Consider the following 25,383-nt stretch of genomic DNA (forward strand, 5'->3'; position numbering starts at 1 on the left):
CTAGGCCTCCGTCGTCTTGATGCGTGTCGTACGCGGCAGGCAGGCGAGGCTGTCATGTGCCGCCAGGATGATGTCGACGCCGCGCGGAAAGCGGTTGATGTTCTGCTTCCACTGCTCGATGAAATGACGCGGCATGCGGGCCGGCGCGATCGTCGCCGTCTTCTCGATGCCAGGACCTTCGAGCAGCAGCGGCGTGCCTGACGTGAGATCGCCGACCTGCAGGATCAATGTGGTCGAGCGGTCGGGATAGTCCTGCGTGCCTTGCGAGAAACCGTCGAGCGCCATCATCTCGGCCGGCGAGGCCACAAAGGCGAAATGCGCGTCGGCCGGGGTGTTGGCCAGCGGCGCACCGCTGTGAAAGCCGAGCCAGGACATGACCGCTGCCGAGGCATGCAGGGCCGGGTCGAGCCAGAGCGGCGTGTCATTGTCGCACAATGCCAGCGCAACCGCGCCCGATGTCGCCGAAAGCGGCGCCGGCGGGCGGGCCAGGGCCGGCAAGGGGTGCACGCTGCCCGGCCGCGCCATTGCGTCCATGACGGCGCGAAACACCGTCTGGGCGTTGAACACCGGATCGGCGAACCCGCCCTCGATCGATTGCGCTGCGATATCCATCAATCTTCTCCGCGAACCATGGTGAAGAAATCCACCTTCGTTGCCGCCGTTTCGGCGCGGCGCCTTTCTCGTGCCGTGGTCAAGGCAGCCCGCAGCGGCGCGAGAAGGCCCGTTTCGACCGCCTCTCGGTGGGCGGGGTCCTGCCACAGCGCGTCGGCGATGGCCGCCAGCTTCGCCTTCTGCTTGTCGCGGCCGAGCGCATAGCAATGGCCGACCTGTCCGGACGGCAGGCGCACTGTGGCGCGGGTCACGGTGGCCTCGCCGACATTGAACGGCGCGCCGCCGCCGCCGATGCGGCCGCGCATGGTAACCAGGCCGGTCTCGGGACCGCGCAGCAGTTCGACCTCGGCAGGCAGGCCGGATTCGTTCCAGAGGCGAACGATGTCGTCGCCGCTGGACTGCGCCAGGGTTGCCATGGCCGCCTTGCGTTCGGCCTGGTCGCGCGCTTCCTGTCCTCGCATGAGCAACATCCTTGCTTCTAATTTGTCTATTGATATAGACAACCATACGAATTATACCCATTACCTAACGCGAGTCCATGACGGGTGCGTGACAGGGCCGGCCAGGGGCGAAACCGTGAACGGAAAACACGTGGCTGACGGTATCGAGCGGCGCAGCGGCGTCTCGTTGTGGCGCCAGATCGCCGACCGAATCCTGCAATCGATCGCTGCCGGCGATTTTGCCGAGAATGCCGCGCTGCCGCCGGAGGTGGCGCTGGCCGAGCGCTATGGCGTCAACCGTCACACGGTGCGCAGCGCCATCGCGGCGCTCGTGCAAGACGGGGTACTGCGGGCCGAGCAGGGGCGCGGCACTTTCGTGCTGTCGCGCAAGCGGCTGTCCTATCCGATCGGCGCGCGCACGCGATTTTCAACCGGCTTGCAGGGCCAGGCGTCGGAGCGGCATATCGTGCTGCTGGCCTCATCGGTCGAGCCCGCCAGCCGGCGCGTCGCCGAAGCCCTGGGCGTTGCCAGGGGATCGGATGTGATTCGCCTGGAGACGCGCGGCGAGGCCGATGGGAAGCCGGTGTCGCGCGCTTCCGGCTGGTTCGACGCCAGGCGCTTCGCCGGCATCGATGTGGCCATGGCCGAGACCGGGTCGATCACCGCATCGCTCAAGCGTTTCGGCATAGACGATTATCTCAGGCAATCGACGGTGCTGTCGGCGCGTCACGCCGATGCTTCCGACCTTGCCGACCTCGATCTGCAGCCGGGCGGCATCGTGCTGGTCACGGTGGCCGTCAACATGACGCCGGACGGCCGGCCGATCCAATTCGCCGAGGCGCGCTTCCCGGCGGAGCGGGTGGAGCTGAAACTGTCGGCGCTGTAGGCGTGTCGGCCTAACGCTGGAATCAGACCAGCCCGGTCGCGCGCACTTGTCAGCGGCTTGGCGTTTGGGGGTCGCCCTGCGCGGGGGTGTGGTCAATTCGGGCCGGGTTCACGGCCTGCCATGTTATGCCCCTACCTCGATCACGGCCTTGATCAGCCCGGATTTCTCATGCGCCCAGCGGGCGAGGTCACGTGGCGTGTCGGCAAGCGTGGTGCGGTGGGTGACGAGCTTGGCCAGCGGCACCGCGCCATCGCGGATCGAAGCGGCGACGTGGTCAAAGTCGGCCCTCAAGGCATTGCGGCTGCCGACAAGCGTCATCTCGCGCTTGTGGAACTCGGGGTCGGAAAAGGCGATGTCGTCCTTTACGACGCTGACCAGCACCAATGTCCCGCCATGCGCGACATGAGCGAAGGCCGACTGCACCGAGGCGGTGTTCCCGGTGGCGTCGAAGACCACGTCGAAGCCTTCGCCTGATGTCGCTTCGCTGACCAGATCGGATGCCGCGCCGCGCGACCCGTCGAGGGTCTTGAAGCCGAGTTCATTGGCGGCGAAGCCGAGCCTTTCGCTGCTCATGTCGAGCAGCGTCACGTCGAGCCCGGCGATGCGGGCGAAGATGGCGGTGCCGAGCCCGATCGGTCCGGCGCCGATGACGAGCGTCCGTGCGCCGGGATCGGCACGCGAGCGCCGCACCGCATGGGCGCCGATGGCCAGGAATTCGACGGCCGCGGCATCGGCCAACGACAGGCCGTTGGCTGGATAGAGGTTTTGTTCCGGGATAAGGATCTGTTCGCACATGGCGCCGTCGCGATGCACGCCGAGCACTTCGATCCGGACACAGCAATTGGGTTTACCGTGCCGGCAGGCGATGCATTTGCCGCACGCCAGATAGGGATTGATGATGACCGGCTCGCCCGTGGCAAGACCAACGCCTTCGCCCGCCTCGACGATGGTCCCCGACACTTCATGGCCCATGATGCGGGGGTAGGCGAGGAAGGGATGCTTGCCCTCGAAGATGTGGTAGTCGGTGCCGCAGATGCCGACATGGCTGACCGCCACCAGCGCCCAGCCGGGAGGCGGCGAGCCAGCCGCGGGACGGTCTTCCACGACAAGGTCGCCGGGCGAACGGCAGACAACGGCTTTCATGCTTCAATCCAGTCGGTTCATGGAATCGTCGGCCGATTTTCGACCCGGCCGGCGATCGATTTTACTTGCCACCTCGGCGGCGCAGGCCGTCGAAGTAGACGATGACGATGATCAACATGCCGGTGATGACGCGCTGCCAGAACGTGTTGACGTTGAGCAGGTTGGCGCCGTTGTTGATGGTGGAGAGGATGAACGAGCCGATCAGCGGCCCGTGCACCGAACCGATAGCGCCGAACAACGACGTGCCGCCGATCACCGACGAGGCGATGGCTTGCAGCTCGTAGGTGTCGCCCTGCGTCGGATTGCCGATGCCGATGCGGGACGCGAGCAGCACGCCGACGAAAGCCGCGCACAGGCCGGACAGCACATAGGCCATGTAGATCGTGCGCGGCACGTTGACGCCGGAGAGGCGCGCGGCTTCCGCGTTCGAGCCGACGGAGAAGAGATAGCGTCCCCATCGCGTGTGGTGCAGGAAGACGTAGGAGGGCAGGGCAACCACGATTACCATCCAGAACAGATAGGGGATCCCCAGCAGCGAGCCGCGCGAAAACGCCTGGAACGCGTCGCTGTTGATCGATATCGAATTGCCATTGGTCATCAGGAGACCGATGCCGCGCAGCGAGGTCATGGTCGCCAGCGTGATGATGAAGGGCGGCAGGCCCATCCTGACGATGCCGAAACCGTGGAACAGGCCGATGGCGACCCCCACCAGCAGCGTCGCCAGAACCGCGATCCAGACCGGCCAGCCGGCATTGATCAGCAGCGCGACGATGACGGTGGCGAAGCCGACGATGGCGCCGACGGAAAGGTCGATGCCGCCGGTGATGATGACGAAGGTCTGGCCGACGGCCAGGATGGCGATCAGAGAACCCTGGCGCAGCAGGTTGGTGATATTGAGCGCCGAAGCGAAGGACGGCGTGGCGACCGCCAGGATGACCCACATCAGAAGCAGCAGGCCAAGCAGCGTCAGCCCGAACAGGGCATTGTAGTTGCGCTTCGGCTTTTCGGCAGGGATCGCCTCGGTGCTCATGTCTGTCCTCCCGTCTTTTCTTGTTTCTCGGCCAGGGCCTGGCCCAGAATGTCCTCGTGATCGGCGGTGCGGAAACCATGCGTGGCCACCAGCTTGCCGCGCCTGAACACATGCAGCGTGTCAGCCAGTTCGTAGACCTCAGGCAGATAGGACGAGATCAGGATGATGCCCGCGCCCTTGGACAACAGCACACTGAACAGCCGGTAGATCTCGGCCTTGGTGCCTACATCGACGCCGACCGTCGGCTCGTCGAAGATGAACAGTTTGGCGCCGTGCGCCAGCCACTTGCCGATGACGATCTTCTGCTGGTTGCCGCCCGACAGGCTGGAGGCCAGCGCGCCGCGCGTCGGCGTCTTGATCCTGAGGTCGGCGATCTGCCGGTCCGCCTCGGCCTTCTCCTGCGCAGACGAGATCAGCAGATTTTTCGATATGCGCTTGTAGATCGGCAGGTTGAGATTCAATGCAACCGGCAGGTTGAGGCACAGGCCCTGGTCGCGGCGGCTTTCCGGTGCCAGCGCCATGCCGAGCTTGATGGCGTCGTGCTCGGAGTTGACCTGCACCTCCTTGCCTTCCCACAACACCTGGCCGGCCGATTTGCGGTGGCGGCCGTAGAGGGTGGTGACGAATTCGCTGCGGCCGGCTCCGATCAGGCCGTAGAGCCCGACGATCTCGCCCGCGCGCACCGACAGAGAGACATTCTCGAAACCCTTGCCGGACAGGTTCCGCGCCTCGGCGATGACGGCGCCCGGCGTGAAATGCTCCTTGTGATAGATCTGCTCGATCGAGCGGTTGATCATCAGCTTGACCAGCTCCGGCTCATTGGTCTCGGCGATGTTGCGGGTGCCGACCAGCGTGCCGTCACGCAGCACCGAGACGCGGTCGGCGAGCTCGAACACCTCCTCCATGCGATGGCTGATGTAGATGATGGTGACGCCTTCACCCTTCAGGCGGCGGATCAGCGTGAACAGCTGGTCGGCCTCTTTGCGGGTGAGGTAGGCGGTCGGCTCGTCGAAAATCAGGAATTTGGTGCCGCGCACGGTGGCTCGGGCGGCGGCGATCAGCTGCTGCTGGCCGATGGTGAGATCGCCGAGCACGACATGCGCCGGCAGGTCGAAGCCGAGACCGTCGATGATCTTCTGCGCTTCCCTGACCATGGCTCGTTGCTGGAGGATGCCGAAGCGCGAGTTCTCCTCGCCGAGGAACATGTTGGCGGCGACGGTCAGGTGGCGGCAGAGCACGACTTCCTGGTGCACGGCGTTGATGCCGAGCGCCATGGCTTCGTGCGGCGTCGCCAGGGCAGCCGGCTTGCCTTCCCACACAACCTCTCCGGAGGTGCGCGGGATGACGCCGGTCAGAAGTTTGATCAGGGTCGATTTGCCGGCACCGTTCTCGCCGACGATGGCGTGGATCTCTCCCGCCTTGAAGGCCAGGGTCACAGGCTTCAGCGCATGCGTGCCGGGATACCGCTTTTCCAGACCCTGCAGCTCGAGGATCGTCCTGCCGGGCTCCAGCACGGGGGCCGGATGCAGTTCCTGCGCGGTCGACGTCATGGCAATCCTCCCTGTTGTTTCCGGGGCGCAGAGGCCCCGGAAACAGTTGCGCGTGCCGATGCTCAGTTGAGCTTCGGGTTGAGCAGCGCGTCGATCTTGGGATCCTTCATGTTGGCCTTGGTGACCAGGTTGGCGCCGGTGTCGACATTGGTCTCGACCTTTTCGCCCTTGGAGGCGGCAAGCGCGGTCTTGATGCCGTCATAGCCCATCCGGTAGGGATCCTGGACGACGAGGGCGGAAATGACGCCGTCGTTGAGGAACTTGATCAGCTTCTCGTCGCTGTCGAAGCCAACCAGCGCCAGCTTGCCGCCGAGGCTGTTTTCGGCGACAGCCTGCCCGACGCCCTGCGCCATGATCAGGTTGGAAGCGAAAATACCCTTGAGGTTCGGATTGGCGGTGATCAGGTCGGTGGCGATGTTGAGGCCGGTGGTGGCCTGGCCGTCGGCATATTTGTCGGCGACCAGCTTCAGGCCCGGATATTTCGCCTTGAGCTGCTCGATGAAGCCCTGCTTGCGCTGTTCGAGCGAGCCGGCACCAGGCGTGTTGGTGATCAGGGCAACGTCGCCCTCGATCTTGCCGCCATTGGCTTCGCCGATGGCCGCTGCGAGGCCGTCAGCGGCAACGCGGCCGCCCTGGACGTTGTCGGTGGTCAGGAAGGAGGTGAAGGCCTTGGAGTCGGCGCCGGAATCGATGCCGATAACCTTGACCTTGGCTGCGGCTTCGTCGATCGGCTTGCCGAGCGCCTTGAACTCGGTCGGCGAGATGACGATCGCCGCCGGATTGCTGGCAACGGCGTTTTCGAGGATCGAGATCTGGCCGTTGACGTCAGTTTCTGCCTGGGCGCCGAGCTCCGGCACGTTGACGCCGAGATCCTTGCCGGCCTTGCGGGCCCCGGCCAGAACGATCTGCCAGTAGAAGGACGTGGTGTCCTTGACGATGATCGGAATGGTCACGTCCGCCGCCGAAACCGGCGCCGAGTGCATGACGCCGGCAAGCATCGACGCGGCCGCCAGCGCCATGACTGCGCGGCGATTGAGAATGCTGGTCACGAATTTCATGGAATTCCTCCCTAGGTCGCCCGGTGAACGATACGGAAGCTCGGTTTGGATAGGCGTAGCCAAACAGAACTTTATCAATAAAAAACAGTTGCAGCATTTTGATAGTGCATCGATCCGGTCGATGCAAGCGGTGTTTATGCCATCCTCGGGACACGGCGGTCATGACCGCACTGGCGCCTTGCTCTCTGCCCGACGCTTCCCGTTTCGCGTGACTAACGTATGGAATATTAATTCCATAAATTAGTCAATATAGAATGCCCGTTCCTTCTCCGGTTCGCGGGATCGTGAAGCCCCGCGATCGCACCTTCACCCGGGCGGGCCGGCGGCTTCATGCCAATTCCTGCACCACGGTGTAGGGGCGGTACCTGGCGTAGTCCGCCTGAGGCACGTCGACATCGAGCAGTTCGAGATTGCGGGTCAGGTTCGCCAGCTTGGCGGTGCCGGTCAGCACGGTGGCGACCGAGGATTCCTGGAGGGGGAACTGGAACGCGGCGGCAGCGAGCGGGTAACCACCTTCGGCGGCGATCCGCTCCATCGCGCCGACGCGGTCGAGCACGTCACCGCTGGCGGGCTTGTAGTCGAAATGGGCGCCCTGCACCGGTCCGGTCGCCAATATGCCGGAGTTGAACACACCGCCGATGACCAGCGAAGTCTGTCGGGCGCGGCAGAGCGGCAAAAGTTCGGCTTCGGCGCTGCGATCGAGCAAGGAATAGCGGCTGGCGAGCAGGATACAATCGAGCGGCGCGCGACGCATCACGTCGAGACATATCCGGACTTCGTTGACGCCGAGCCCGTAGGCGGAAATGACGCCGGAGTTTTTCAGTTCTTCGAGCGCCTTGAGCCCACCGTCCATCAACTGGCGAAAGTGCATTTTGGTCTTCTCGACGCCATGCGTGTACACGCCGATGTCGTGCACAAACAGGATGTCTATCCTGTTTAGACCAAGCCGCGCATAGCTGAAGTCGACCGAGCGCATGATGCCGTCATAGGAATAGTCGTAGTCGAGCGCGAAGGGCAGCGGATCGACATAGGAGTGATCGGGAACCTGATCCTCCGGAACGGGCCGGAACAGGCGCCCGACCTTGGTCGACAGCACATAGGAATCGCGCGGCTTATAGCGCAGGAAGTCGCCGAAACGCCGCTCCGACAGGCCGAAACCATAGAAGGGCGCGGTGTCGAAATAGCGCAGGCCCGCCTCCCACGCGCCTTGCAACGTTTCCATCGCCGCCTCGCGCGAACAGGCGCGGTAGAGCCCGCCGATCGCGGCACCGCCGAAGCTTACTTCGGTGACCTCGAGCGCCGTCTGGCCGATGCGGCGTTTTTCCATGCACAACCTCCCCGTTGCCCGCCATTATCCGGCGCGGCAGATTCCAAGACCTCAAGCCGCAGCATTCCAGGAAAGCTCGTGGCCACTTTCCGGACTGCGCGACTTCAAAGAGCTAGAGCGTCGCGCCGAGATGCCAGGGCACGAACTCGTTGTCGCCGTAGCCGAAATCCTCGCTCTTGGTCTTGCGGCCGGAGGCCGTCTCGACGATCAGTTCGAAGATCTCGCGGCCCATGCCGGCGATGGTCTTCTCGCCGGAGGCGATGACGCCGCAATTGACGTCCATGTCCTCTTCCATCTGATGATACATGGTCGAGTTGGTGGCGACCTTGATCGACGGCGTCGGCCGGCAGCCGAAGCAGGAGCCGCGGCCGGTGGTGAAGACGATGATGTTGGCGCCGCCCGCCACCTGGCCGGTGGCGGACACCGGGTCGTAGCCGGGCGTGTCCATGAACACCAGCCCGCTGCCGGTGACCTTTTCGGCATAGCCGAAGACGCCGTTGAGCGGCGTCTGGCCGCCCTTGGCGACCGCGCCCAACGATTTCTCCAGGATGGTGGTGAGGCCGCCGCGCTTGTTGCCGGGCGAGGGGTTGTTGTCGATCGAGGCGCCGTGCTTGGCGACGTGGTCTTCCCACCACTTGACGTAGCCATCGAGCTTCTTGGCGATCTCGGGCGTCGCGGCGCGATAGGCGAGCAGATGTTCGGCGCCGTAGATTTCCGTCGTCTCGGAGAGAATACCGATGCCGCCGACGCCGGCGAGGATATCGACCGCGGCACCTAGAGCAGGATTGGCCGTGATGCCCGACATGCCGTCGGAGCCGCCGCATTGCAGGCCGACGACGATCTCGCTGACCGGGATCGGTTCGCGCTTGAGCTGGCCGACTTCCTCGGCGATTTCGGCCAGTACGCCCATGGCCTTTTCGACCGATTTGCGCGACCCGCCGGCATCCTGGATGTTGAAATGGCGTTTACCGGCGGCCGCACCCTTCTGGCCGTACAGCGTGAGCTGGTTGACCTCGCAGCCGAGCCCAACCATCAGCACGCCGCCGAAATTGGGATGGCGGGCATAGCCGGCCAATGTGCGGTGCAGCACCATCATGCCGTCGCCGGTGGCGCTCATGCCGCAGCCCTGGCCGTGGACGATCGGGACGAAGCCGTCGATGCCGGGATATTTTGGCAGCAGCGTGCGGTTGGCCGCGTCGGCGATGGCGTGGCAGACGGTCGCCGAACAGTTGACGCTGGCGATGATGCCGATGAAGTTGCGCGTGCCGGCGCGGCCGTCGGCGCGGCGATAACCCATGAAGGTGCGGGCGCGGTCAGCCTCGGTCGCATGCTCGGCCTCGCTTGGCGGCACCACCGGCAGGCGGCCGGCCTCGAACACCAGATTGTGCGAATGGACATGCTCGCCGGGCGCGATGTCCTGCGTGGCGCGGCCGATCGCCTGGGCATATTTGACCACGGCGGACCCGGCGGGAATCGGCTTGATCGCCACCTTGTGGCCGGGCTCGATGATAGCGGCGGCAAGCGCGCCGCCGGGCAGCGCGGTGCCGGTCTCGATGCGGCCGTTGGCGACCGCGACATTGTCGGCTGGGGACAGAAGAATTGAGTTGGAGGCGTTCACGGGCGTTTCCTGGGGTGATCCTGGGAGGCGCGGATTGACACGCGCTTGTTAAGAGTTAATGTCTTTTATCGTGAAAAAACAGTTTTGCGTCAATTGTTTTTTCCGGCAGTTCCTGTGCGGCTGGATGAGTAGCGGCGCTGCAACCGGTAAGCGAGCCCCTCGGCAAAGCGATTCCGCTATCGAGGGCGATAGGAACGTCATATTTGCGCTTCAAGCCGGCCGCCGCAAGCGCCGGCCAGCGATGGGTCAGGGCATGTCGAAGAGCAACAACGTTTACAAGGATGCCTATAACAGGTGCCTCAGGCTGCTCGACGAGACGCGCAGCCTGCCTTCGGAACCGGAGCTGGGTACGCTGCTCGGCGTCAGCCGCACCACGGTGCGCAGCATCCTTGCGCGCATGGAAGAAACCGGATTGATCGCCTGGAACAAGCGCGCCAAGACGGTGCTGCGCGAAACGCGCCCCGATGATTTCTTTCCCGAGGAAGAGACCGACACGCTGGCCGAGATCATCGAGCGGTCGTTCATGCGCAGGCTGCTCGCCGGCGGCGCCGAGGCCGGCATGCAGATCAACGAGCTCGAACTGGCGCGCGAGATCGGCGTCGGCACCACCAGCGTGCGCGAGTTCCTGATCCGCTTCTCCCGCTTCGGCCTGATCGAGAAGCGCCGCAACAGCCATTGGGTGCTGAAGGGTTTCACCCGCGCCTTCGCGCTGGAGTTGACGGAAATCCGCGAGATGTTCGAGCTGCGCTCGGCATCGGCGTTCACCGCACTGCCGCAGGACAGCGCGGTGTGGGCTGATCTCGACAATCTCGAAGAGGAACACCGCGGCCTCGCCCGTGACATCGCCACGCGCTTCAACGAATTCTCCGAGCTCGACGAGCGCTTCCATCGGCTGATTCACCGCGCCTCGCACAACCGCTTCATCGTCGATTTCTATGATGTCATCGCCATGATCTTCCATTACCACTACCAGTGGAACAAGGCGCAGGAGCGCGAGCGCAACGAAATCGCGATCGGCGAGCATCTGGCCTATATCGCGGCGCTCAAATCACGCGACCTGGGCAAGGTCGATGCCGCCTGCCGCAAGCATTTGAAGTCGGCGCGCCAGACGCTGCTGACCTCGATCCCCGAGAGCCGGCACCCACAGAGGCCCTGATCGCGCCGCGTTGCCGCAGCACCGATTTGCCGATTTTCCGTCTCTTGCTGCCGTGGTAGACATCTTCCGGTGATCGCTTGAAGATGCAGATGGTTTGAACAGGCAAGTCATTTGACCAAAAAGGGGAGACGGTGGAGCATTCCGGTCGCGCTTGTCGCGGCCTACCTGCTGCTGCTTCAGTCGACGCTGAGCGCATTCGCCTTCGCCACCGGACCGGCCGCCTCGCAAATCGACGCCTTCGGCAACGTCATCTGCACCCACGAGGGCACTGCCCAGCTTCCCGATGGCGGCCCGCATCCGTCGCATCTGCCGGCATGCTGCATGCTGGGCTGCAGCATGGTTTCAGCGGCCTTTGCGCCGCCACCCGATGCCGGGCTTGCGCTGGCCTCGCTTTCGTTCGAAGCCGTCGTTTTCATCTTTCCGGCGGCCACGCATCTCAATTTCGCGCGCCAGCGGTCGCCGTCGAACCCGCGCGCGCCGCCGCTTTCGGCCTGAGCCTGCTGTACGCTCGGCGGAACCTTCCGCCGGTGCTTTCATCCAAATAACGAATCGTTCGCGACCGGCCAACGGCGCGATCCCCTATTCATGGAGCAAACCATGTCCCAAGCTTTTCATATCGCGGCGCCTCCTTCGGGCGGCCGCACCAAATTCCTGCGCCGTTTCAATGAACGTGTCGGCCTTGCCGTGCTGGCGTTTGTGCTCTTGTTCTTCGGTGCCCAGGCCGTCTGCGCGCATGAATTCAAGGCCGGCGATCTCGAGATCGAGCATCCCTGGTCGCGCGCGACACCCACAGGCGCCAAGGTGGCCGGCGGCTATTTCACCATCACCAACAAGGGCAATGCACCCGACCGGCTGCTGTCGATTTCCTCCGACGTCTCCGAAAAAGCAGAGCTGCATGAAATGGGCGTCAAGGACGGCGTCATGACCATGCGGCCGGTGACGGGCGGCCTGGAAATCCCGGCCGGCGGCAAGGTGGCGCTAGCACCCGGCGGCTATCACCTGATGTTCATCGGCCTGAAGCGGCAACCCAAGCAGGGCGAAGAATTCGCCGCCACGCTGACCTTCAAAAAGGCTGGCGCCGTCAACGTCGAGTTCGCTGTCGAAGGCATGGGCGGTGGCATGGACGACCACGCCAATTGACCGCGCCATCCATATTGAATTCAGAGGGACCATCATGAACAAGTATCTTCTGTCGGCCGGCGCGCTTCTGGCGCTGGGGACCAGTGCCGCCTTTGCCCATGTCACGCTCGAAACACAGGAAGCGGCGGTCGGTTCGACCTACAAGGCCATCCTGCGGGTGCCGCATGGCTGTGACGGCAAGGCGACGACCGCCGTGCGCGTGCAGATCCCGGAAGGGGTGATCGCGGTGAAGCCGATGCCGAAGCCCGGCTGGACGCTGCAGATCAAGAAGGGCAAGTACGAGAAATCCTACCAACTCTACGGCCAAGCGGTGGCCGACGGCGTCAAGGAGGTCGATTGGAGCGGCGGCAATCTGCCGGACGAATTCTACGACGAGTTCGTCTTCCGTGCGATGCTGACGGCAGACCTCCCGGCGGGTCAGAAACTCTATTTCCCGGTGGTGCAGGAGTGCGATGGCGCCGCCGACCGCTGGATCGAAATCCCGGCGGCCGGGCAGGACGAAGACGCCCTGGAGAACCCCGCGCCCGGCATCAAGCTCACGCCGAAAAAGTAAACTCTCGCGGCGCGCTCCATGTCAGGAGCGCGCTGCATTTATGGCAATGACATGACGGTGATATTCCCTTTCAGGACGGTTCGCGCGGCCGGCAAGCTCATCGGCCGGGTTTCTGCTGGGCTGCTGGTCGTGGCCGTGCTGCTGATTGCCATGGCGGCGACAAATCAGGCTTTCGCCCACGCCGCGCTGATCAAGACCGATCCGGCCGATGGCGCCGTGTTGGCGCAGGCCCCGGCGCAATTCGCGCTGACTTTCAGCGAACCGGTCTCGCCACTGGTGCTGACGCTGGTGAAGCCCGACGGCACGCCCGTTCCGCTGACGTCCTTCCGCCTCAGCGACCAGACCGTCGTGATCGACGATCCGCAGGCACTTGGATCGGGCACGCATGTGCTGAGCTGGCGAGTGATTTCCGCCGACGGTCATCCGGTCGGCGGCTCTCTGCTGTTTTCCATCGGCGCGGCGAGCCAGCCGCCGGCTGTTTCCGAAGCCGTCGACTGGCAATTGCGCTCGGCGATCTGGATCGGCAAGGTCTGCCTCTATATCGGCCTGTTCCTCGGCGTCGGCGGCGCCTTCGCTCTCGCCTGGCTGGCGCGGGGTGGCCGCGCCGGACAGCGCTTCGTTGCCGCCGCAATCCTGTGCGGGCTGGTCGCGGCACCCATGTCGCTTGGCTTTCAAGGGCTGGATGCGCTCGGCGCACCGCTCTCGCATATGGCGCAGCCGGCCATCTGGACCGCCGGTCTCGGCACCAGCTTCGGCTGGACGGTGTTGATCGCGTTGATCGCGCTGGGGCTCGGCCTTTTGTCGCTGGCCGGACCGCGCGCGGCCGCCAGGCCCCTCGCGCTCGTCGGCCTGGCCGGAACGGGCCTCGCGCTCGCCGCCAGCGGCCACGCAAGTGCCGCCGAGCCACAATGGCTGACGCGGCCGATGGTGTTCCTGCACGGCGCCGGCATTGCCTTCTGGGCCGGTGCGCTGGCGCCGCTCGGACTCGCGCTAAAACGGCAGGATGCCGAAGCCGTCACGTTCCTTCGCCGGTTCTCCGCCGCTATCATGCCGGTGGTGGCCTTGCTCGCCGCCGCGGGCGTGGTGCTGGCCGTCATCCAGGTGCAAACACCCGCAGCGCTGGTCAACACCGCCTATGGCCGGCTGCTGCTGGTCAAGCTTGCGCTGCTGGTCTTCCTGTTCACGCTCGCCGCCGTCAACCGCTGGAGATTGACGGCAATGGCCGAGGCGGGGGCGACGGAAGTGCGGCGCAGGCTCACCCGTTCGATCGGCGTCGAAATACTGATCGTACTCGCCATCTTCGGTGTTGCCGCCGGCTGGCGCTTCACGCCGCCGCCACGGGCGCTGGCGATTGCCGCGGCGCAGCCGGTGTCGGTTCATATCCACGCGCTGAAGGCGATGGCCGACCTCAGCATCACGCCCGGCCATGCCGGGCCGGTCGCCGCCTCGATGATCATCATGACCGGCGATTTCGGGCCGCTCGACGCCAAGGAGGTGACGCTGGTGCTGTCGAAGCCGGACTCCGGCATCGAGCCGCTGAAGCGGGCCGCGACAAAGCCCGGCGACGGCAGCTGGCGTGTCGACGATCTCGTCATCCCGGTCCCTGGCCGGTGGATGGCGCGCATCGACATACTGGTCTCCGATTTCGAGATGGTGAAGATCGAGGCGCCGGTAGACATCAGGCCGTGATGGCTCTCCAACACAATTCGGCGAGGCGGTTGACGCGAGCCTGAAGGCCCGTCAATCATCCTGGCAGGATGCATCTTGGCAAAAACCCGGGCAATCGCGGGCTCGAACAAACAAGATCCGAAAGCAGGGAAGAAACATGGAAAAAGCCGAAATTGGCCTGATCGGCCTTGGCACGATGGGCTCCAACCTGGCGCTCAACATCGCCGAGCACGGGCACCGCATCGCTGTGTTCAATCGCACCAAGGCGCGTACGGATGCCTTTGTCGAGAATGCCGGCGCGCTCAGGGATATGGTTGTCCCCTGCTACAGCCTGGAAGAACTCGCCGCCGCGATCCGGCCGCCGCGTCCGATCATCATCATGGTGCTGGCCGGCAAGCCGGTCGATGAACAGATCGCCGCATTGCGCGGCGTGCTGTCCCATAACGACATCGTCATCGATGCCGGCAACGCCAATTTCCGCGACACGATGCGGCGCTTTTCCGAGCTGGCGGGCTCCGGCCTCACCTTCATCGGCATGGGCGTGTCCGGCGGCGAGGAGGGTGCGCGCCACGGGCCGTCGATCATGGTCGGCGGCACCGAGGAGTCCTGGAAGCGCGTCGAGAAGGTGCTGACGGCAATCTCCGCCAAGTTCAAGGACGAGCCATGCGCGGCCTGGCTCGGCACCGACGGCGCCGGCCATTTCGTCAAGACCATCCACAACGGCATCGAATATGCCGACATGCAGATGATCGGCGAGATCTACGGCATCCTGCGCGATGGCCTGGGCATGGCGCCGAAGGAGATCGGCGCCGTATTCGCCGGCTGGAACAAGGGCCGGCTCAACTCCTACCTGATCGAGATCACCGCCAAGGTGCTGGCGTCAGATGATCCCAAGACCGGCAAGCCGGTGGTCGACATCATCCTCGACCGCGCCGGCCAGAAGGGTACCGGCAAATGGTCCGTTATCGAGGCACAGCAACTCGGCATTCCGGCGACCGCCATCGAGGCGGCGGTGGCGGCACGCGTCCTGTCATCAATCAAGGACGAGCGGCTTGCGGCGGAAAAAGCCTATGGCAACATCGGCGTCACCAGGATTTCGGGCGACAAGGCAGACCTGCTCAAGGATCTGGAACTGGCGCTGTTCGCCGGCAAGATATCAGCCTACGCGCAAGGCTTCGCCGTGATGAGCGGCGCTTCGAAGGCGTTCAACTGGAACCTGCCGATGCCGACCATCGCCAAGATCTGGCGTGCCGGCTGCATCATCCGATCGCAGATGCTCGACACCATGGCCGAAGCCTTCGGCCGCGGCGGCGCTTCGACCAATCTCCTGATGGCGCCGGCCTTCATCACCATGATGCAGGAGGCGCATCCGTCACTGCGGCGCGTCGTGGCCAGGGCTTCCGAAGCCGGATCGCCGGTGCCGGCGCTGTCTTCGGCCCTTGCCTATTTCGACAGCTATCGCCAGGGCCGCGGGACCTCGAACCTGATCCAGGCACAGCGTGATTTCTTCGGTGCGCATGGCTTCGAGCGTATCGATGACAAGGGCGCCTTCCATGGACCCTGGGGGAGCGGCGCCGCCGGCTAGCGGTTCAGCGTTTCGCGGAACGGCGTACCGCTCTATCTCTTTGTTTTTTGGGCAATGCCTTAGGAAAGCTACGCGGGAATTGCTCTGGCGGCGGGGCTTCAATCAGCCGCGATAGGCCACAACTTCGCCCGGCGCGCTGAGTGACTGCAGCGAGCCGGGCGCCGCGCCGCCGATCCAGCCGAGCACGGCGCGGGCTAGCTCGGAGCCGGCCAGCCGGAAGTTCTCGTTGACGATCAGCAGTTCCCGGCGGAACAGATGCAGCAGTTCCGACGACTGCTTCGACACCACGTCGATGTCGCGGCCGAGTTTCAACCCGGCGTCCTCGATGCCGGCAACAATGGCAAGCGTGGCGGCCGCGGCGCTGCTGACGATGCCGTCCGGCCTGATGTCGCGCCGCATCAGCTGCGCGGTCCTCATCCTGATCTGCTCGATCGAGTGGTCGATCGAAACGGTGTTGAACGGCACCTCCGAGGCGCCGACTTCGCTCAGCGCGTCGGCAAAGCCGTTCACGGTGTGGCCGTGATAGGTCAGGCCTACCGGCGGCGTCACCAGGGCCAGCCGACGCCGGCCCAGGCCGGCCAGATGGCGCACCGCCTCGGCCGCGAAGGCGTAATTGTCGAAATCATGATAGGGGTGCACGAGCCCCATATCGGTGCGGCCGTGCGTTGCAAAAGGTATGCCGCGCTCCAGCATGTAGCGGGCCCTTGGATCGTTGGGCTGCGTGCGCGAAATGATGACGCCGTCGGCGGAGCCGGTCTCGACGAGATAACGCACCGGATCCAGCGGATCCTGCGAGCGCGAGTAGGGCGTGACGATCAGATGGTAGGGCGTATCGGCGATGACTTCGGTGACGCCGTAGATGATGTCTGAGACAAAGCTCATGATCTCGTGCTCGGTGTTGAGCACGAGGCTGATGACGTTGGTCTTGCCGGTTCGCAGGCGCACGCCGGCGCGGTTCGGCCGGTAACCGATCTGCTTGGCCACGAGCTGGACGCGGCGCCTGGTCTCGGCGCCGATCTCCGGCGCGTCCTTCAGCGCCCGCGACACGGTGGTGACGCCGAGCCCGGTCATGAAGGCAAGCGTCTTCAGCGTCGGCCGCTCCCTGGCCGACGTCTCGTCATCGCTGTCCGTGCGCCGTCTGTCCATTCGTCCCGCCCCGTCAGGCGCTTAGCAGCCGCCGGCCAGGCCGGCAATCGCCGCCGTCGCTCCCATGGCGCGTCTCCTTAGCTCAACAAGCCTATACTGAAACGTTACAGATTGTCACGAGCGGTGTGCGACTAGGCTGTGGCCGAGGTCGAAAGCCCGCATGGGCTCGCCGCCGAAAAGCGTTGGGAATCATTAGGTAGGGCCTTTTGAGCAAGCTTCTTGCGAGCGTTCTGCCTTGTCATGGCAATTTGTGTATTGCGCTGCACAATGGGTACCGCCGCGAAAGGATTTTGTTCGCAGCTCGAAAAATATCGAACTGACTTTCAAGGGAAGGGTTGCGCATGTCTTGCAATTGCCGTATCGAAAATCTGTAACGTTTCAGATTCTGGGAGGAAACCGAAATGCGATACAAATTCCTGACCGCCGCGTTTGCGGCGACGGCGGCATTTGCCGGGCCGGCGGCCGCAACCGATCTGGAAGTCACCCATTGGTGGACATCCGGCGGCGAGGCGGCGGCGGTCGCCGAACTCGCCAAGGCCTTCGACGCAACCGGCAACCACTGGGTCGACGGCGCCATCGCCGGGTCCGGCGGCACGGCGCGGCCGATCATGATCAGCCGCATCACCGGCGGCGACCCGATGGGCGCCACCCAGTTCAATCACGGCCGGCAAGCGGAAGAGCTGGTGCAGGCAGGCCTGATGCGCGACCTCACCGATGTCGCCACCAAGGGCAAGTGGACCGAGGTCGTGCGGCCGAAGAGCCTGCTCGACGGTTGCACCATCGACGGCAAGATCTATTGCGTGCCGGTCAATATTCACTCCTGGCAGTGGCTGTGGCTGTCGAACGCGGCCTTCGAGAAGGCGGGCGTGCCGGTGCCGAAGAACTGGAACGAATATGTCGCCGCCGCCCCGGCGCTGGAAAAGGCCGGCATCGTCCCGCTCGCGGTCGGCGGGCAGGCCTGGCAGGCGTCGGGCGCCTTCGACGTGCTGCTCGCCGCGGTGGGCGGCACCGACACCTTCCTCAAGGTCTACAAGGACAAGGATGCGACGTTCGCCGCCGGTCCTGAAGTCGCCAAGGTCTTCAAGGCCGCCGACGATGCGCGCAAGATGGCCAAGAACACCAATGTCCAGGACTGGAACCAGGCGACCAACATGGTCATCACCGGCAAGGCCGGCGGCCAGATCATGGGCGACTGGGCGCAAGGCGAATTCCAGGTCGCCGGCAAGACCGCCGGCAAGGATTATACCTGCCTTCCCGGGCTTGGCCTGAACGAGGTCATCGCCACCGGCGGCGACGCCTTCTACTTCCCGCTGCTCAAGGACGCCGACAAGTCCAAGGCGCAGGAAGTGCTGGCCGAGACCTTGCTCGATCCCAAGACCCAGGTCGCCTTCAATCTCAAGAAAGGCTCGCTGCCGGTGCGCGGCGACGTCGACCTCAACGCTGCCAATGATTGCATGAAGAAGGGGCTCGACATCCTGGCCAAGGGCGCTGTCATGCCCTGGACGGACCAACTGCTCTCGCAGGACAGCCAGAAGCAGAAGGAGGACCTGTTCTCGGAGTTCTTCGCCAAGCCCGACATGACGCTTGAAGAGGCGCAGAAGCGCTTCGCCGACATCATCGCCTCGGCCGATTGACCGCCGACGAGCCGCCTGGCTCCCGACCCGGCCACCGCAGGGCCGGGAGCGAGGCGTGCCGACCTTGCCGCCCTTACCCGATCCAGCATGGCTGCACCGATGAGCAAGAGCGAACGCCCGAGCCAACTCTTCCGCAATCTCAACGCGAAGGTCGCCTCGATCCCGATGATCCTCACCGCGCTGGTGGTGTTTGTCGGCGGCACGGCCTGGACGGTGCTTTATTCCTTCACCAATTCGAAGCTTCTGCCGCGGCTGCATTTCGTCGGGCTCGACCAGTACTACCGACTGTGGGCGACGCCGCGCTGGCTCGTCTCGATCGAGAATCTCTTGATCTACGGCGTGCTGTCGCTCGTCTTCTCGCTGGTAATCGGCTTCCTGCTCGCCGCCCTGCTCGACCAGAAGATCCGTTTCGAGGACACGTTCCGCACCATCTTTCTCTATCCCTTCGCGCTTTCCTTCATCGTCACCGGCCTCGTCTGGCAATGGCTGCTCAATCCCGATTTCGGCATTCAGGGAGTGGTTCGCGACCTCGGCTGGACAAGCTTCAATTTCGATCCGCTCTACAATTCGAGCATCGTCATCTACGGCATATTGATCGCCGCGCTGTGGCAAGGCACCGGGCTGATCATGTGCCTGATGCTGGCCGGCCTGCGCGGCATCGACGAGGACATCTGGAAGGCCGCGCGGGTGGACGGCATCCCCACCTGGAAGACCTATCTCTTCATCATCATCCCGATGATGCGACCGGTCTTCATAACCACGCTGGTGATCATCGCGTCGGGCATCGTCAAGGTCTACGACCTCGTCGTCGCGCAGACCAGCGGCGGTCCCGGCATTTCCTCTGAAGTGCCAGCCAAATATGTCTACGACTACATGTTCTTCGCCCAGAACCTCGGCCAGGGTTTTGCCGCCTCGACCATGATGCTCTTGTCGGTGATGATCGTCATCGTGCCGTGGGCCTATCTCGAATTCGGGGGCCGCAAGCGTGTCTGATCATGCCGTCTCCCTGGCCGCGTCCCCCGCCGCCATTCGCGCCGATGCCTCGGGGCCGAGCGGACCGAAGCCCCGGCACATGTTGTCGAGCCGCAACATCTTCCTGTACGGCACGCTCATCGTGGTGGCGCTCTACTACCTGCTGCCGCTCTATGTGATGGTTGTCACCTCGCTCAAGGGCATGCCGGAAATTCGTCTCGGCAACATCTTCTCGCCGCCGGTCGAGATCACGTTCGAGCCGTGGGTCAAGGCATGGTCGCAGGCCTGCACCGGTCTTAACTGCGACGGTCTCTCTCGCGGCTTCTGGAACTCGGTGCGCATCACCGTCCCCTCGGTGATCCTGTCGATCGCAATCGCCTCGGTGAACGGCTACGCGCTGGCCAATTGGCGCTTCAAAGGCGCCGACACGTTCTTCGTCATCCTGATCGTCGGGGCCTTCATCCCCTATCAGGTGATGATCTATCCGATCGTCATCATCCTGCGCGAGATCGGCCTCTATGGCAGCCTGAGCGGCCTGGTGATCGTGCATTCCATTTTCGGCATGCCAATCCTGACGCTCTTGTTCCGCAACTATTTCACCTCCATGCCGGAGGAACTGTTCAGGGCTGCGCGCGTCGATGGCGCCGGCTTCTGGGGCATTTATCTGCGCATCATGTTGCCGATGTCGCTGCCGATCTTCGTCGTCGCCGTCATCCTGCAGGTGACCGGCATCTGGAACGACTTCCTGTTCGGCGTCGTCTATACGCGCCCCGACACCTATCCGATGACGGTGCAGCTCAACAACATCGTCAACTCGGTGCAGGGGGTGAAGGAATACAATGTCAACATGGCCGCCACCATCCTGACCGGGCTGGTGCCGCTGGTCGTCTACTTTATTTCCGGCAAATTGTTCGTGCGCGGCATTGCCGCCGGCGCGGTGAAAGGGTGATGTCGATGGCGGCAAACGGCACCAGCGTTTCGATCCAGGACCTGTCGCTGAACTTCGGCTTGGTCTCGGTGCTGCAGACGCTCAACCTCGACGTCGCCGAGGGCGAGTTCATAGTGCTGCTCGGACCCTCGGGTTGCGGCAAGTCGACCTTGCTCAACTGCATCGCCGGACTGCTCGACATTTCGGACGGCCGGATCTTTATCAAGGGCAAGAACGTCACCTGGGAAGAGCCCAAGGACCGCGGCATCGGCATGGTGTTCCAGTCCTACGCACTCTATCCGCAGATGACGGTGGAGAAGAACTTGTCCTTCGGGCTGCGCGTCGCGGGCGTGCCCAAGGACGAGATCGCGAAGCGCATAGCGCGCGCCGCCGAGATCCTGCAGATCGAGCCGTTGTTGCAGCGCAAGCCCGCGGCGCTCTCCGGCGGCCAGCGTCAACGCGTGGCGATCGGGCGCGCGCTGGTGCGCGACGTCGACGTGTTCCTATTCGACGAGCCACTGTCGAACCTGGACGCCAAGCTGCGCTCCGAACTGCGCGTCGAGATCAAGCTTTTGCACCGCAAATTGCAGAATACCATGATCTACGTCACGCATGACCAGATCGAGGCGATGACGCTGGCCGACCGTATCGCGGTCATGCGCGGCGGCATCATCCAACAACTCGACGCGCCGCAGACCATCTATAACAAACCGGTCAACCGCTTCGTCGCCGGCTTCCTCGGTTCGCCGGCGATGAACTTCATTGACGGCAGGCTCGAGAAAGACGCTGGCAACTGGTTTTTCGTGGCCGACAATCTCAAGGTTCCACTCGGCACCTATCATTTCGACAAGCAACCGGAAGCCGGCCCTGCCGTGTTCGGCATCAGGCCCGAGCATGTCAGCCTGAACAGCGGCACGGGCTGGCCATTCTCGACGGCGGCCAATGTCGAGGTGGTCGAACCGATGGGGTCCGACACGCTGGTGTGGCTGAAGCTTGCAAAGCAGAATTTCAGCGTCCGGGTCACCTCGGAACGGACCCCCAAAAACGATGAGGCGGTGACGGTGGGCTTCGACCCGATGCGCGCCTCGCTCTTCGATGCCCAAACCGGCAGCCGCATCTAAAGCCCGATAACCATCCCCCAAGCAGAACGGACAAAGACGATGAACTGGTCATTCCAACTTTACAGCGCGCGCAATTTTCAGCCCTGGGAAGGCGTGCTCGAGATGCTCGGCAAGCTCGGCTACACAGAGGTCGAAGGCTTCGGCGGCGTCTATGACGATCCCAAGGCCTTCCGGGCCGAACTCGACAAAAACGGCCTTGCCATGCCGACCGGGCATTTCTCCATCGATGCGCTGGAGAAGGATTTCGACGGCGTGCGCAGGATAGCTGAAGCGCTCGGCATCAAGCTTTTGATCTGCCCCTATCTCATGCCTGAGTCCAGGCCGTCGGACGCTGCCGGCTGGCGCGGCTTCGGCGAACGCCTTGCCAAGGTCGGCGAGACGGCGAAGAAGGCCGGCTACGGCTTTGCCTGGCACAATCATGATTTCGAGTTCAAGAAACTCGCAGACGGCTCGCTGCCGCAGGATCACATCCTGGCTTCAGCGCCCGACATCGGCTGGGAAATGGACGTCGCCTGGGTGGTGCGCGGCGGCGCCGATCCGCTGCCCTGGATCGAAAAGCACGGCAAGCGCATCGTTGCCGTTCACGTCAAGGACATGGCAAGGCGGGGCGAGGGGCTGGACGAGGACGGCTGGTCGGATGTCGGTCACGGCACGATCGACTGGGCCGGCCTGATCAAGGCGCTGCGGGCCAAGAGCGCGGCCAAATACTTCGTCATGGAGCAGGACAATCCCAATGACATCGAGCGCTTCGCCCGCCGTTCGATCGCAACCGTAAAGGCCTATTAGGAACAAGCATCATGGCAAACAAACTTGGCGTCGGCGTCATCGGCTGCGGCAACATCTCGAAGGCATATTTCTCGCTGGCGCCGCTGTTTCGCGGCATCAAGATGCGGGCTTGCGCCGATATCAACATGGACGCCGCGAAAGCGCGGGCGAAGGAGTTCAAGCTGCGCGCCGAGACGGTCGAGGACCTGCTCAAGGCCGACGACATCGAGATCATCGTCAACCTGACCATTCCGGCCGTGCACTATGAAGTGTCGAAACAGGTGCTCGACGCGGGCAAGCATGTCTATTCGGAAAAGCCGTTCGTGCTTTCGGTCAAGGAGGGGCTCGACCTGAAGAAGCGGGCGGAGAAGAAGGGACTTCGCATCGGCTCGGCACCCGACACCTTCTTCGGCGGCGCGCATCAGCTGGTGCGCAATCTGATCGATACCGGCAAGCTCGGCAGGATCACCAGCGGCACCTGCCATGTCATGGGGCACGGCATGGAGCACTGGCACCCCAATCCGGACTTCTTCTTCCAGCCGGGCGCCGGCCCCGTGCTCGACATCGGGCCGTATTACATCACCAATCTGATCCAGCTGATCGGACCGGTGAAGCAGGTGGCGGCCTTCGCCACAACCCCGGCCAAGGAACGCACGATCAGTTCGAAGCCGCGCGCGGGCGAAAGGATCCCGGTCAACACGCCGACCACCATCCACGGCCTGCTGGAGTTCGAGAACGGAGCCGTGATCACGCTCAACACCAGCTGGGACGTCTGGAGCCACGGCCATGCGCCGATGGAGCTCTATGGCGAGATGGGGAGCGTGTTCGTGCCGGATCCGAACTTCTTCGGCGGCGACGTGCGCTTCACCGAAGCGGCCAAGCCGGTCAAGAAGCTGCCGAAATGGCAGCATCCGTTCGGCGTACCCAACGAGATGCATTCGCAGGGCATGATGGCCAATTATCGCACCGCCGGCCTCGCCGACATGGCGATTGCGATCTCCGAGGGCAGGCCGCACCGCTGCTCGATGGAGCTGGCGCTGCACGCCGTCGACGTCATGACGGGAATCCTGCGCTCGGGCGAAACCGGCAAGTTCGTCGCCATGCAGACCACCTGCGAACGTCCAGCCGCGCTCGGCATCAAGGAAGCCAAGGCGCTGATGGCGAAGAAGAGCTAGATCGCGGATTATCGATAATTTTGATGAACCCTCTCCCCGTTTTCGCGGGGAGAGGGTAAGGGTTGGGGCGCAGGGCCTGCGCGTCGCGTTCGCGATGACAGTGCCCAGTCCATCCAGCTTCGAGGATTTCCCCATGCCCTATGTCGCCGCCGAAAACCGCTACGAAAAAATGGTCTATAACCGCTGCGGGCGGTCCGGCCTGAAGCTGCCGGCGATCTCGCTGGGGCTGTGGCACAATTTCGGCAACGACACGCCGCACACGACCAAGCAGGCGATCGTGCGCAAGGCCTTCGACCTCGGCATCACGCATTTCGACCTCGCCAACAATTACGGGCCGCCGCCCGGCTCGGCCGAGATTGCTTTCGGCGAGATATTGCGCACCGACTTCGCCGCCTACCGCGACGAACTCATCATCTCGACCAAGGCCGGCTACGAGATGTGGGCGGGCCCCTACGGCCAATGGGGCGGACGCAAATATTTGCTGGCCAGCCTCGACCAGAGCCTGAAGCGGATGGGGCTCGACTATGTCGACATCTTCTATTCGCACCGCTTCGATCCGGATACGCCGCTGGAGGAAACGATGGGCGCGCTCGACCATGCGGTGCGCGCGGGCAAGGCGCTCTATGTCGGCATCTCGTCCTACAATTCGCAGCGCACGCGCGAGGCGGCCGATATACTGAAGCGGCTCGGCACGCCTTGCGTAATCCATCAGCCGAGTTATTCGATGCTGAACCGCTGGGTCGAGGACGATGGCCTGCTCGATACGCTCGATGGGCTGGGCGTCGGCTCGATCGTGTTCTCGCCGCTGGCACAGGGCATGCTGACCGACAAATATCTCGGCGGCATCCCCGAGGGCAGCCGTGCCTCCCAGGGCAAGTCGCTGCGGCCGGCCTTCATCAACGACAAGACCATCGCCAACATACAGGCATTGAACGCGATCGCGGGCCGCCGTGGCCAGACGTTGGCGCAGATGGCGCTGGCGTGGGTGCTGCGCAAGGGCAAGGTGACATCGGCGCTGATCGGCGCCAGCCGGCCGGAGCAGGTGGAGGACTGTGTCGGCGCGCTGGAGGCGCCCGACTTCAGCGACGCCGAGCTTGCCGAGATCGACAATTATGCGCGCGAGTCCGACATCAATCTGTGGGCAGCCTCGGCCGAGCGCAACGGCCCGCCGAGGAAGTAGGCATCGGAGCCGGCAAACGACAACGGTGGGAGCCCTCCCGCCGTTGTCGTTTGCGGAATGCCGCGCCAGCGCGTTTCAACAGAGGAGTAGCAAAGACAGCGGTTCGTCGCTATCTGAATGGGACGGGCCGTTTGCATATGGAAACGGCCTGTATGTGACACAAGGCAGGTCGGAAACAGGATCATGGCGGCAAGGGATGTGCTGACGAAGAACCAGCTGTGCGTGCTCGAGAAACTCGAGGCCGCCAGCGGGCCGCTCAGCGCCTACACCTTGCTTGACCAGCTGCGCGAGCGGGGTTTCCGCGCGCCGCTGCAGGTCTATCGCGCGCTCGACACGCTGGTGAAGTCCGGCTTCGTGCATCGGCTGGAAAGCCTCAATTCCTTCGTCGCCTGCGTCGAACCGCACGATCACAGCCATTCCATGACCGCTTTCGCCATCTGCGACACATGTGGCCAGGTGAGCGAAATGTCCGACCATGATGTCGGTCACCGGCTGGACGAATGGGTGCGCTCCACCGGCTTTGCCGCCAAGAAGGCGGTGATCGAGTTCCGCGGGACCTGTGCCAAGTGCCGGGCGCAAGCTGCCTGAAATGTGTTGATATTCAGGTGATGTCGGCTGGCGCTAGAGCGTTTCATATCTTGACGGAAGCGTAGCCTGCGTTTTCGAAGTAGTTCCTGCATTCGGCTGCCTCGATTG

24 protein-coding genes are annotated in these 25,383 nt (G+C 63.8%); 15 read left to right on the forward strand and 9 right to left on the reverse strand.

The features are described 5' to 3' along the window. Together phnH and phnG are read right to left on the reverse strand one after the other, a co-directional pair. Positions 1 to 612, reverse strand: a complete 612-nt coding sequence (gene phnH / locus FJ979_RS24895; protein WP_140584118.1) for a phosphonate C-P lyase system protein PhnH — start codon at positions 610 to 612, stop codon at positions 1 to 3. Continuing rightward, the gene (phnG, locus tag FJ979_RS24900; protein ID WP_140566022.1) at positions 612 to 1,073 is read right to left on the reverse strand and encodes a phosphonate C-P lyase system protein PhnG; all 462 of its coding nucleotides are present in this window, start codon (positions 1,071 to 1,073) and stop codon (positions 612 to 614) included. The genes phnH and phnG overlap by 1 nt, the downstream gene beginning before the upstream one ends. Positions 1,074 to 1,188: 115 nt before the next feature. On the opposite strand from phnG, the gene phnF reads away from it, so the two are divergent. After that, positions 1,189 to 1,938, forward strand: coding sequence for a phosphonate metabolism transcriptional regulator PhnF (gene phnF / locus FJ979_RS24905; protein ID WP_140513789.1), 750 nt, complete (start codon positions 1,189 to 1,191; stop codon positions 1,936 to 1,938). A 123-nt stretch (positions 1,939 to 2,061) separates the two neighbouring features. Here the strand turns inward: phnF and FJ979_RS24910 are convergent, their stop codons facing one another. From FJ979_RS24910 to FJ979_RS24935, 6 genes are all read right to left on the reverse strand, one after another. Further along, positions 2,062 to 3,081, reverse strand: coding sequence for a zinc-binding alcohol dehydrogenase family protein (locus tag FJ979_RS24910; RefSeq protein ID WP_140584121.1), 1,020 nt, complete (start codon positions 3,079 to 3,081; stop codon positions 2,062 to 2,064). Positions 3,082 to 3,142: 61 nt separating this feature from the next. Then, a complete protein-coding gene (locus FJ979_RS24915; protein WP_140500307.1) occupies positions 3,143 to 4,111 on the reverse strand; it encodes an ABC transporter permease in 969 nt (322 codons plus the stop codon). Further along, positions 4,108 to 5,661 (reverse strand): sugar ABC transporter ATP-binding protein, encoded by a 1,554-nt coding sequence (locus FJ979_RS24920; protein ID WP_140584122.1) that lies wholly within the window; start codon positions 5,659 to 5,661, stop codon positions 4,108 to 4,110. Before FJ979_RS24920 ends, FJ979_RS24915 begins: the two co-directional genes overlap by 4 nt. Before the next feature lie 62 nt (positions 5,662 to 5,723). Then, complete coding sequence (locus tag FJ979_RS24925) at positions 5,724 to 6,719, reverse strand: ABC transporter substrate-binding protein (RefSeq protein ID WP_140513786.1); 996 nt, start codon at positions 6,717 to 6,719, stop codon at positions 5,724 to 5,726. A 328-nt stretch (positions 6,720 to 7,047) separates the two neighbouring features. Next, positions 7,048 to 8,046 carry an aldo/keto reductase gene (locus FJ979_RS24930; protein ID WP_140522562.1) on the reverse strand — a complete coding sequence of 333 codons (999 nt, stop codon included), beginning with the start codon at positions 8,044 to 8,046 and terminating at the stop codon, positions 7,048 to 7,050. A 112-nt stretch (positions 8,047 to 8,158) separates the two neighbouring features. Further along, positions 8,159 to 9,664 carry an altronate dehydratase family protein gene (locus FJ979_RS24935; RefSeq protein WP_140584124.1) on the reverse strand — a complete coding sequence of 502 codons (1,506 nt, stop codon included), beginning with the start codon at positions 9,662 to 9,664 and terminating at the stop codon, positions 8,159 to 8,161. A 253-nt stretch (positions 9,665 to 9,917) separates the two neighbouring features. Between FJ979_RS24935 and FJ979_RS24940 the strand changes: the two genes are divergently transcribed. The 6 genes from FJ979_RS24940 (at position 9,918) to gndA (ending at position 15,766) form a co-directional block, all read left to right on the forward strand. Next, complete coding sequence (locus FJ979_RS24940) at positions 9,918 to 10,820, forward strand: GntR family transcriptional regulator (RefSeq protein ID WP_140500297.1); 903 nt, start codon at positions 9,918 to 9,920, stop codon at positions 10,818 to 10,820. A gap of 138 nt (positions 10,821 to 10,958) precedes the next feature. Continuing rightward, complete coding sequence (locus FJ979_RS24945; protein ID WP_140500463.1) at positions 10,959 to 11,315, forward strand: DUF2946 family protein; 357 nt, start codon at positions 10,959 to 10,961, stop codon at positions 11,313 to 11,315. Positions 11,316 to 11,417: 102 nt separating this feature from the next. Next, positions 11,418 to 11,960 carry a copper chaperone PCu(A)C gene (locus tag FJ979_RS24950; RefSeq protein ID WP_140584126.1) on the forward strand — a complete coding sequence of 181 codons (543 nt, stop codon included), beginning with the start codon at positions 11,418 to 11,420 and terminating at the stop codon, positions 11,958 to 11,960. A 34-nt stretch (positions 11,961 to 11,994) separates the two neighbouring features. Further along, on the forward strand, positions 11,995 to 12,513 hold the full coding sequence (locus FJ979_RS24955; RefSeq protein WP_140584127.1) for a YcnI family protein: 519 nt from the start codon (positions 11,995 to 11,997) through the stop codon (positions 12,511 to 12,513). A 51-nt stretch (positions 12,514 to 12,564) separates the two neighbouring features. Next, a complete protein-coding gene (locus tag FJ979_RS24960) occupies positions 12,565 to 14,202 on the forward strand; it encodes a copper resistance CopC/CopD family protein (RefSeq protein WP_140560234.1) in 1,638 nt (545 codons plus the stop codon). A gap of 115 nt (positions 14,203 to 14,317) precedes the next feature. Continuing rightward, entirely contained in the window at positions 14,318 to 15,766 is a 1,449-nt protein-coding gene (gndA, locus tag FJ979_RS24965; RefSeq protein ID WP_281405859.1) for an NADP-dependent phosphogluconate dehydrogenase, read from the forward strand. A gap of 102 nt (positions 15,767 to 15,868) precedes the next feature. Here gndA and FJ979_RS24970 read toward each other — a convergent pair whose 3' ends face one another. Beyond that, complete coding sequence (locus FJ979_RS24970; protein ID WP_140500287.1) at positions 15,869 to 16,912, reverse strand: LacI family transcriptional regulator; 1,044 nt, start codon at positions 16,910 to 16,912, stop codon at positions 15,869 to 15,871. Positions 16,913 to 17,313: 401 nt separating this feature from the next. Between FJ979_RS24970 and FJ979_RS24975 the strand changes: the two genes are divergently transcribed. The 8 genes from FJ979_RS24975 (at position 17,314) to FJ979_RS25010 (ending at position 25,275) form a co-directional block, all read left to right on the forward strand. Beyond that, entirely contained in the window at positions 17,314 to 18,546 is a 1,233-nt protein-coding gene (locus tag FJ979_RS24975) for an ABC transporter substrate-binding protein (RefSeq protein WP_140584129.1), read from the forward strand. A gap of 99 nt (positions 18,547 to 18,645) precedes the next feature. Continuing rightward, complete coding sequence (locus tag FJ979_RS24980) at positions 18,646 to 19,539, forward strand: sugar ABC transporter permease (RefSeq protein WP_140500283.1); 894 nt, start codon at positions 18,646 to 18,648, stop codon at positions 19,537 to 19,539. Continuing rightward, positions 19,532 to 20,467, forward strand: a complete 936-nt coding sequence (locus FJ979_RS24985; protein ID WP_140584131.1) for a carbohydrate ABC transporter permease — start codon at positions 19,532 to 19,534, stop codon at positions 20,465 to 20,467. The genes FJ979_RS24980 and FJ979_RS24985 overlap by 8 nt, the downstream gene beginning before the upstream one ends. Then, positions 20,467 to 21,567: a sn-glycerol-3-phosphate ABC transporter ATP-binding protein UgpC gene (gene ugpC, locus FJ979_RS24990; protein ID WP_181168588.1), complete on the forward strand. Its 1,101-nt coding sequence runs from the start codon at positions 20,467 to 20,469 to the stop codon at positions 21,565 to 21,567. Before FJ979_RS24985 ends, ugpC begins: the two co-directional genes overlap by 1 nt. 39 nt (positions 21,568 to 21,606) lie before the next feature. Next, positions 21,607 to 22,353, forward strand: coding sequence for a sugar phosphate isomerase/epimerase (locus FJ979_RS24995; RefSeq protein ID WP_140584132.1), 747 nt, complete (start codon positions 21,607 to 21,609; stop codon positions 22,351 to 22,353). 11 nt (positions 22,354 to 22,364) lie between these two features. Further along, positions 22,365 to 23,507, forward strand: a complete 1,143-nt coding sequence (locus FJ979_RS25000) for a Gfo/Idh/MocA family oxidoreductase (RefSeq protein WP_140584134.1) — start codon at positions 22,365 to 22,367, stop codon at positions 23,505 to 23,507. A 133-nt stretch (positions 23,508 to 23,640) separates the two neighbouring features. Beyond that, positions 23,641 to 24,687 (forward strand): L-glyceraldehyde 3-phosphate reductase, encoded by a 1,047-nt coding sequence (mgrA, locus tag FJ979_RS25005; RefSeq protein ID WP_140584136.1) that lies wholly within the window; start codon positions 23,641 to 23,643, stop codon positions 24,685 to 24,687. A 183-nt stretch (positions 24,688 to 24,870) separates the two neighbouring features. Next, positions 24,871 to 25,275 carry a Fur family transcriptional regulator gene (locus FJ979_RS25010; RefSeq protein ID WP_140500273.1) on the forward strand — a complete coding sequence of 135 codons (405 nt, stop codon included), beginning with the start codon at positions 24,871 to 24,873 and terminating at the stop codon, positions 25,273 to 25,275. Positions 25,276 to 25,383: the final 108 nt, after the last annotated feature.

The organism is Mesorhizobium sp. B1-1-6, from assembly GCF_006443035.1.
Lineage (GTDB): Bacteria > Pseudomonadota > Alphaproteobacteria > Rhizobiales > Rhizobiaceae > Mesorhizobium.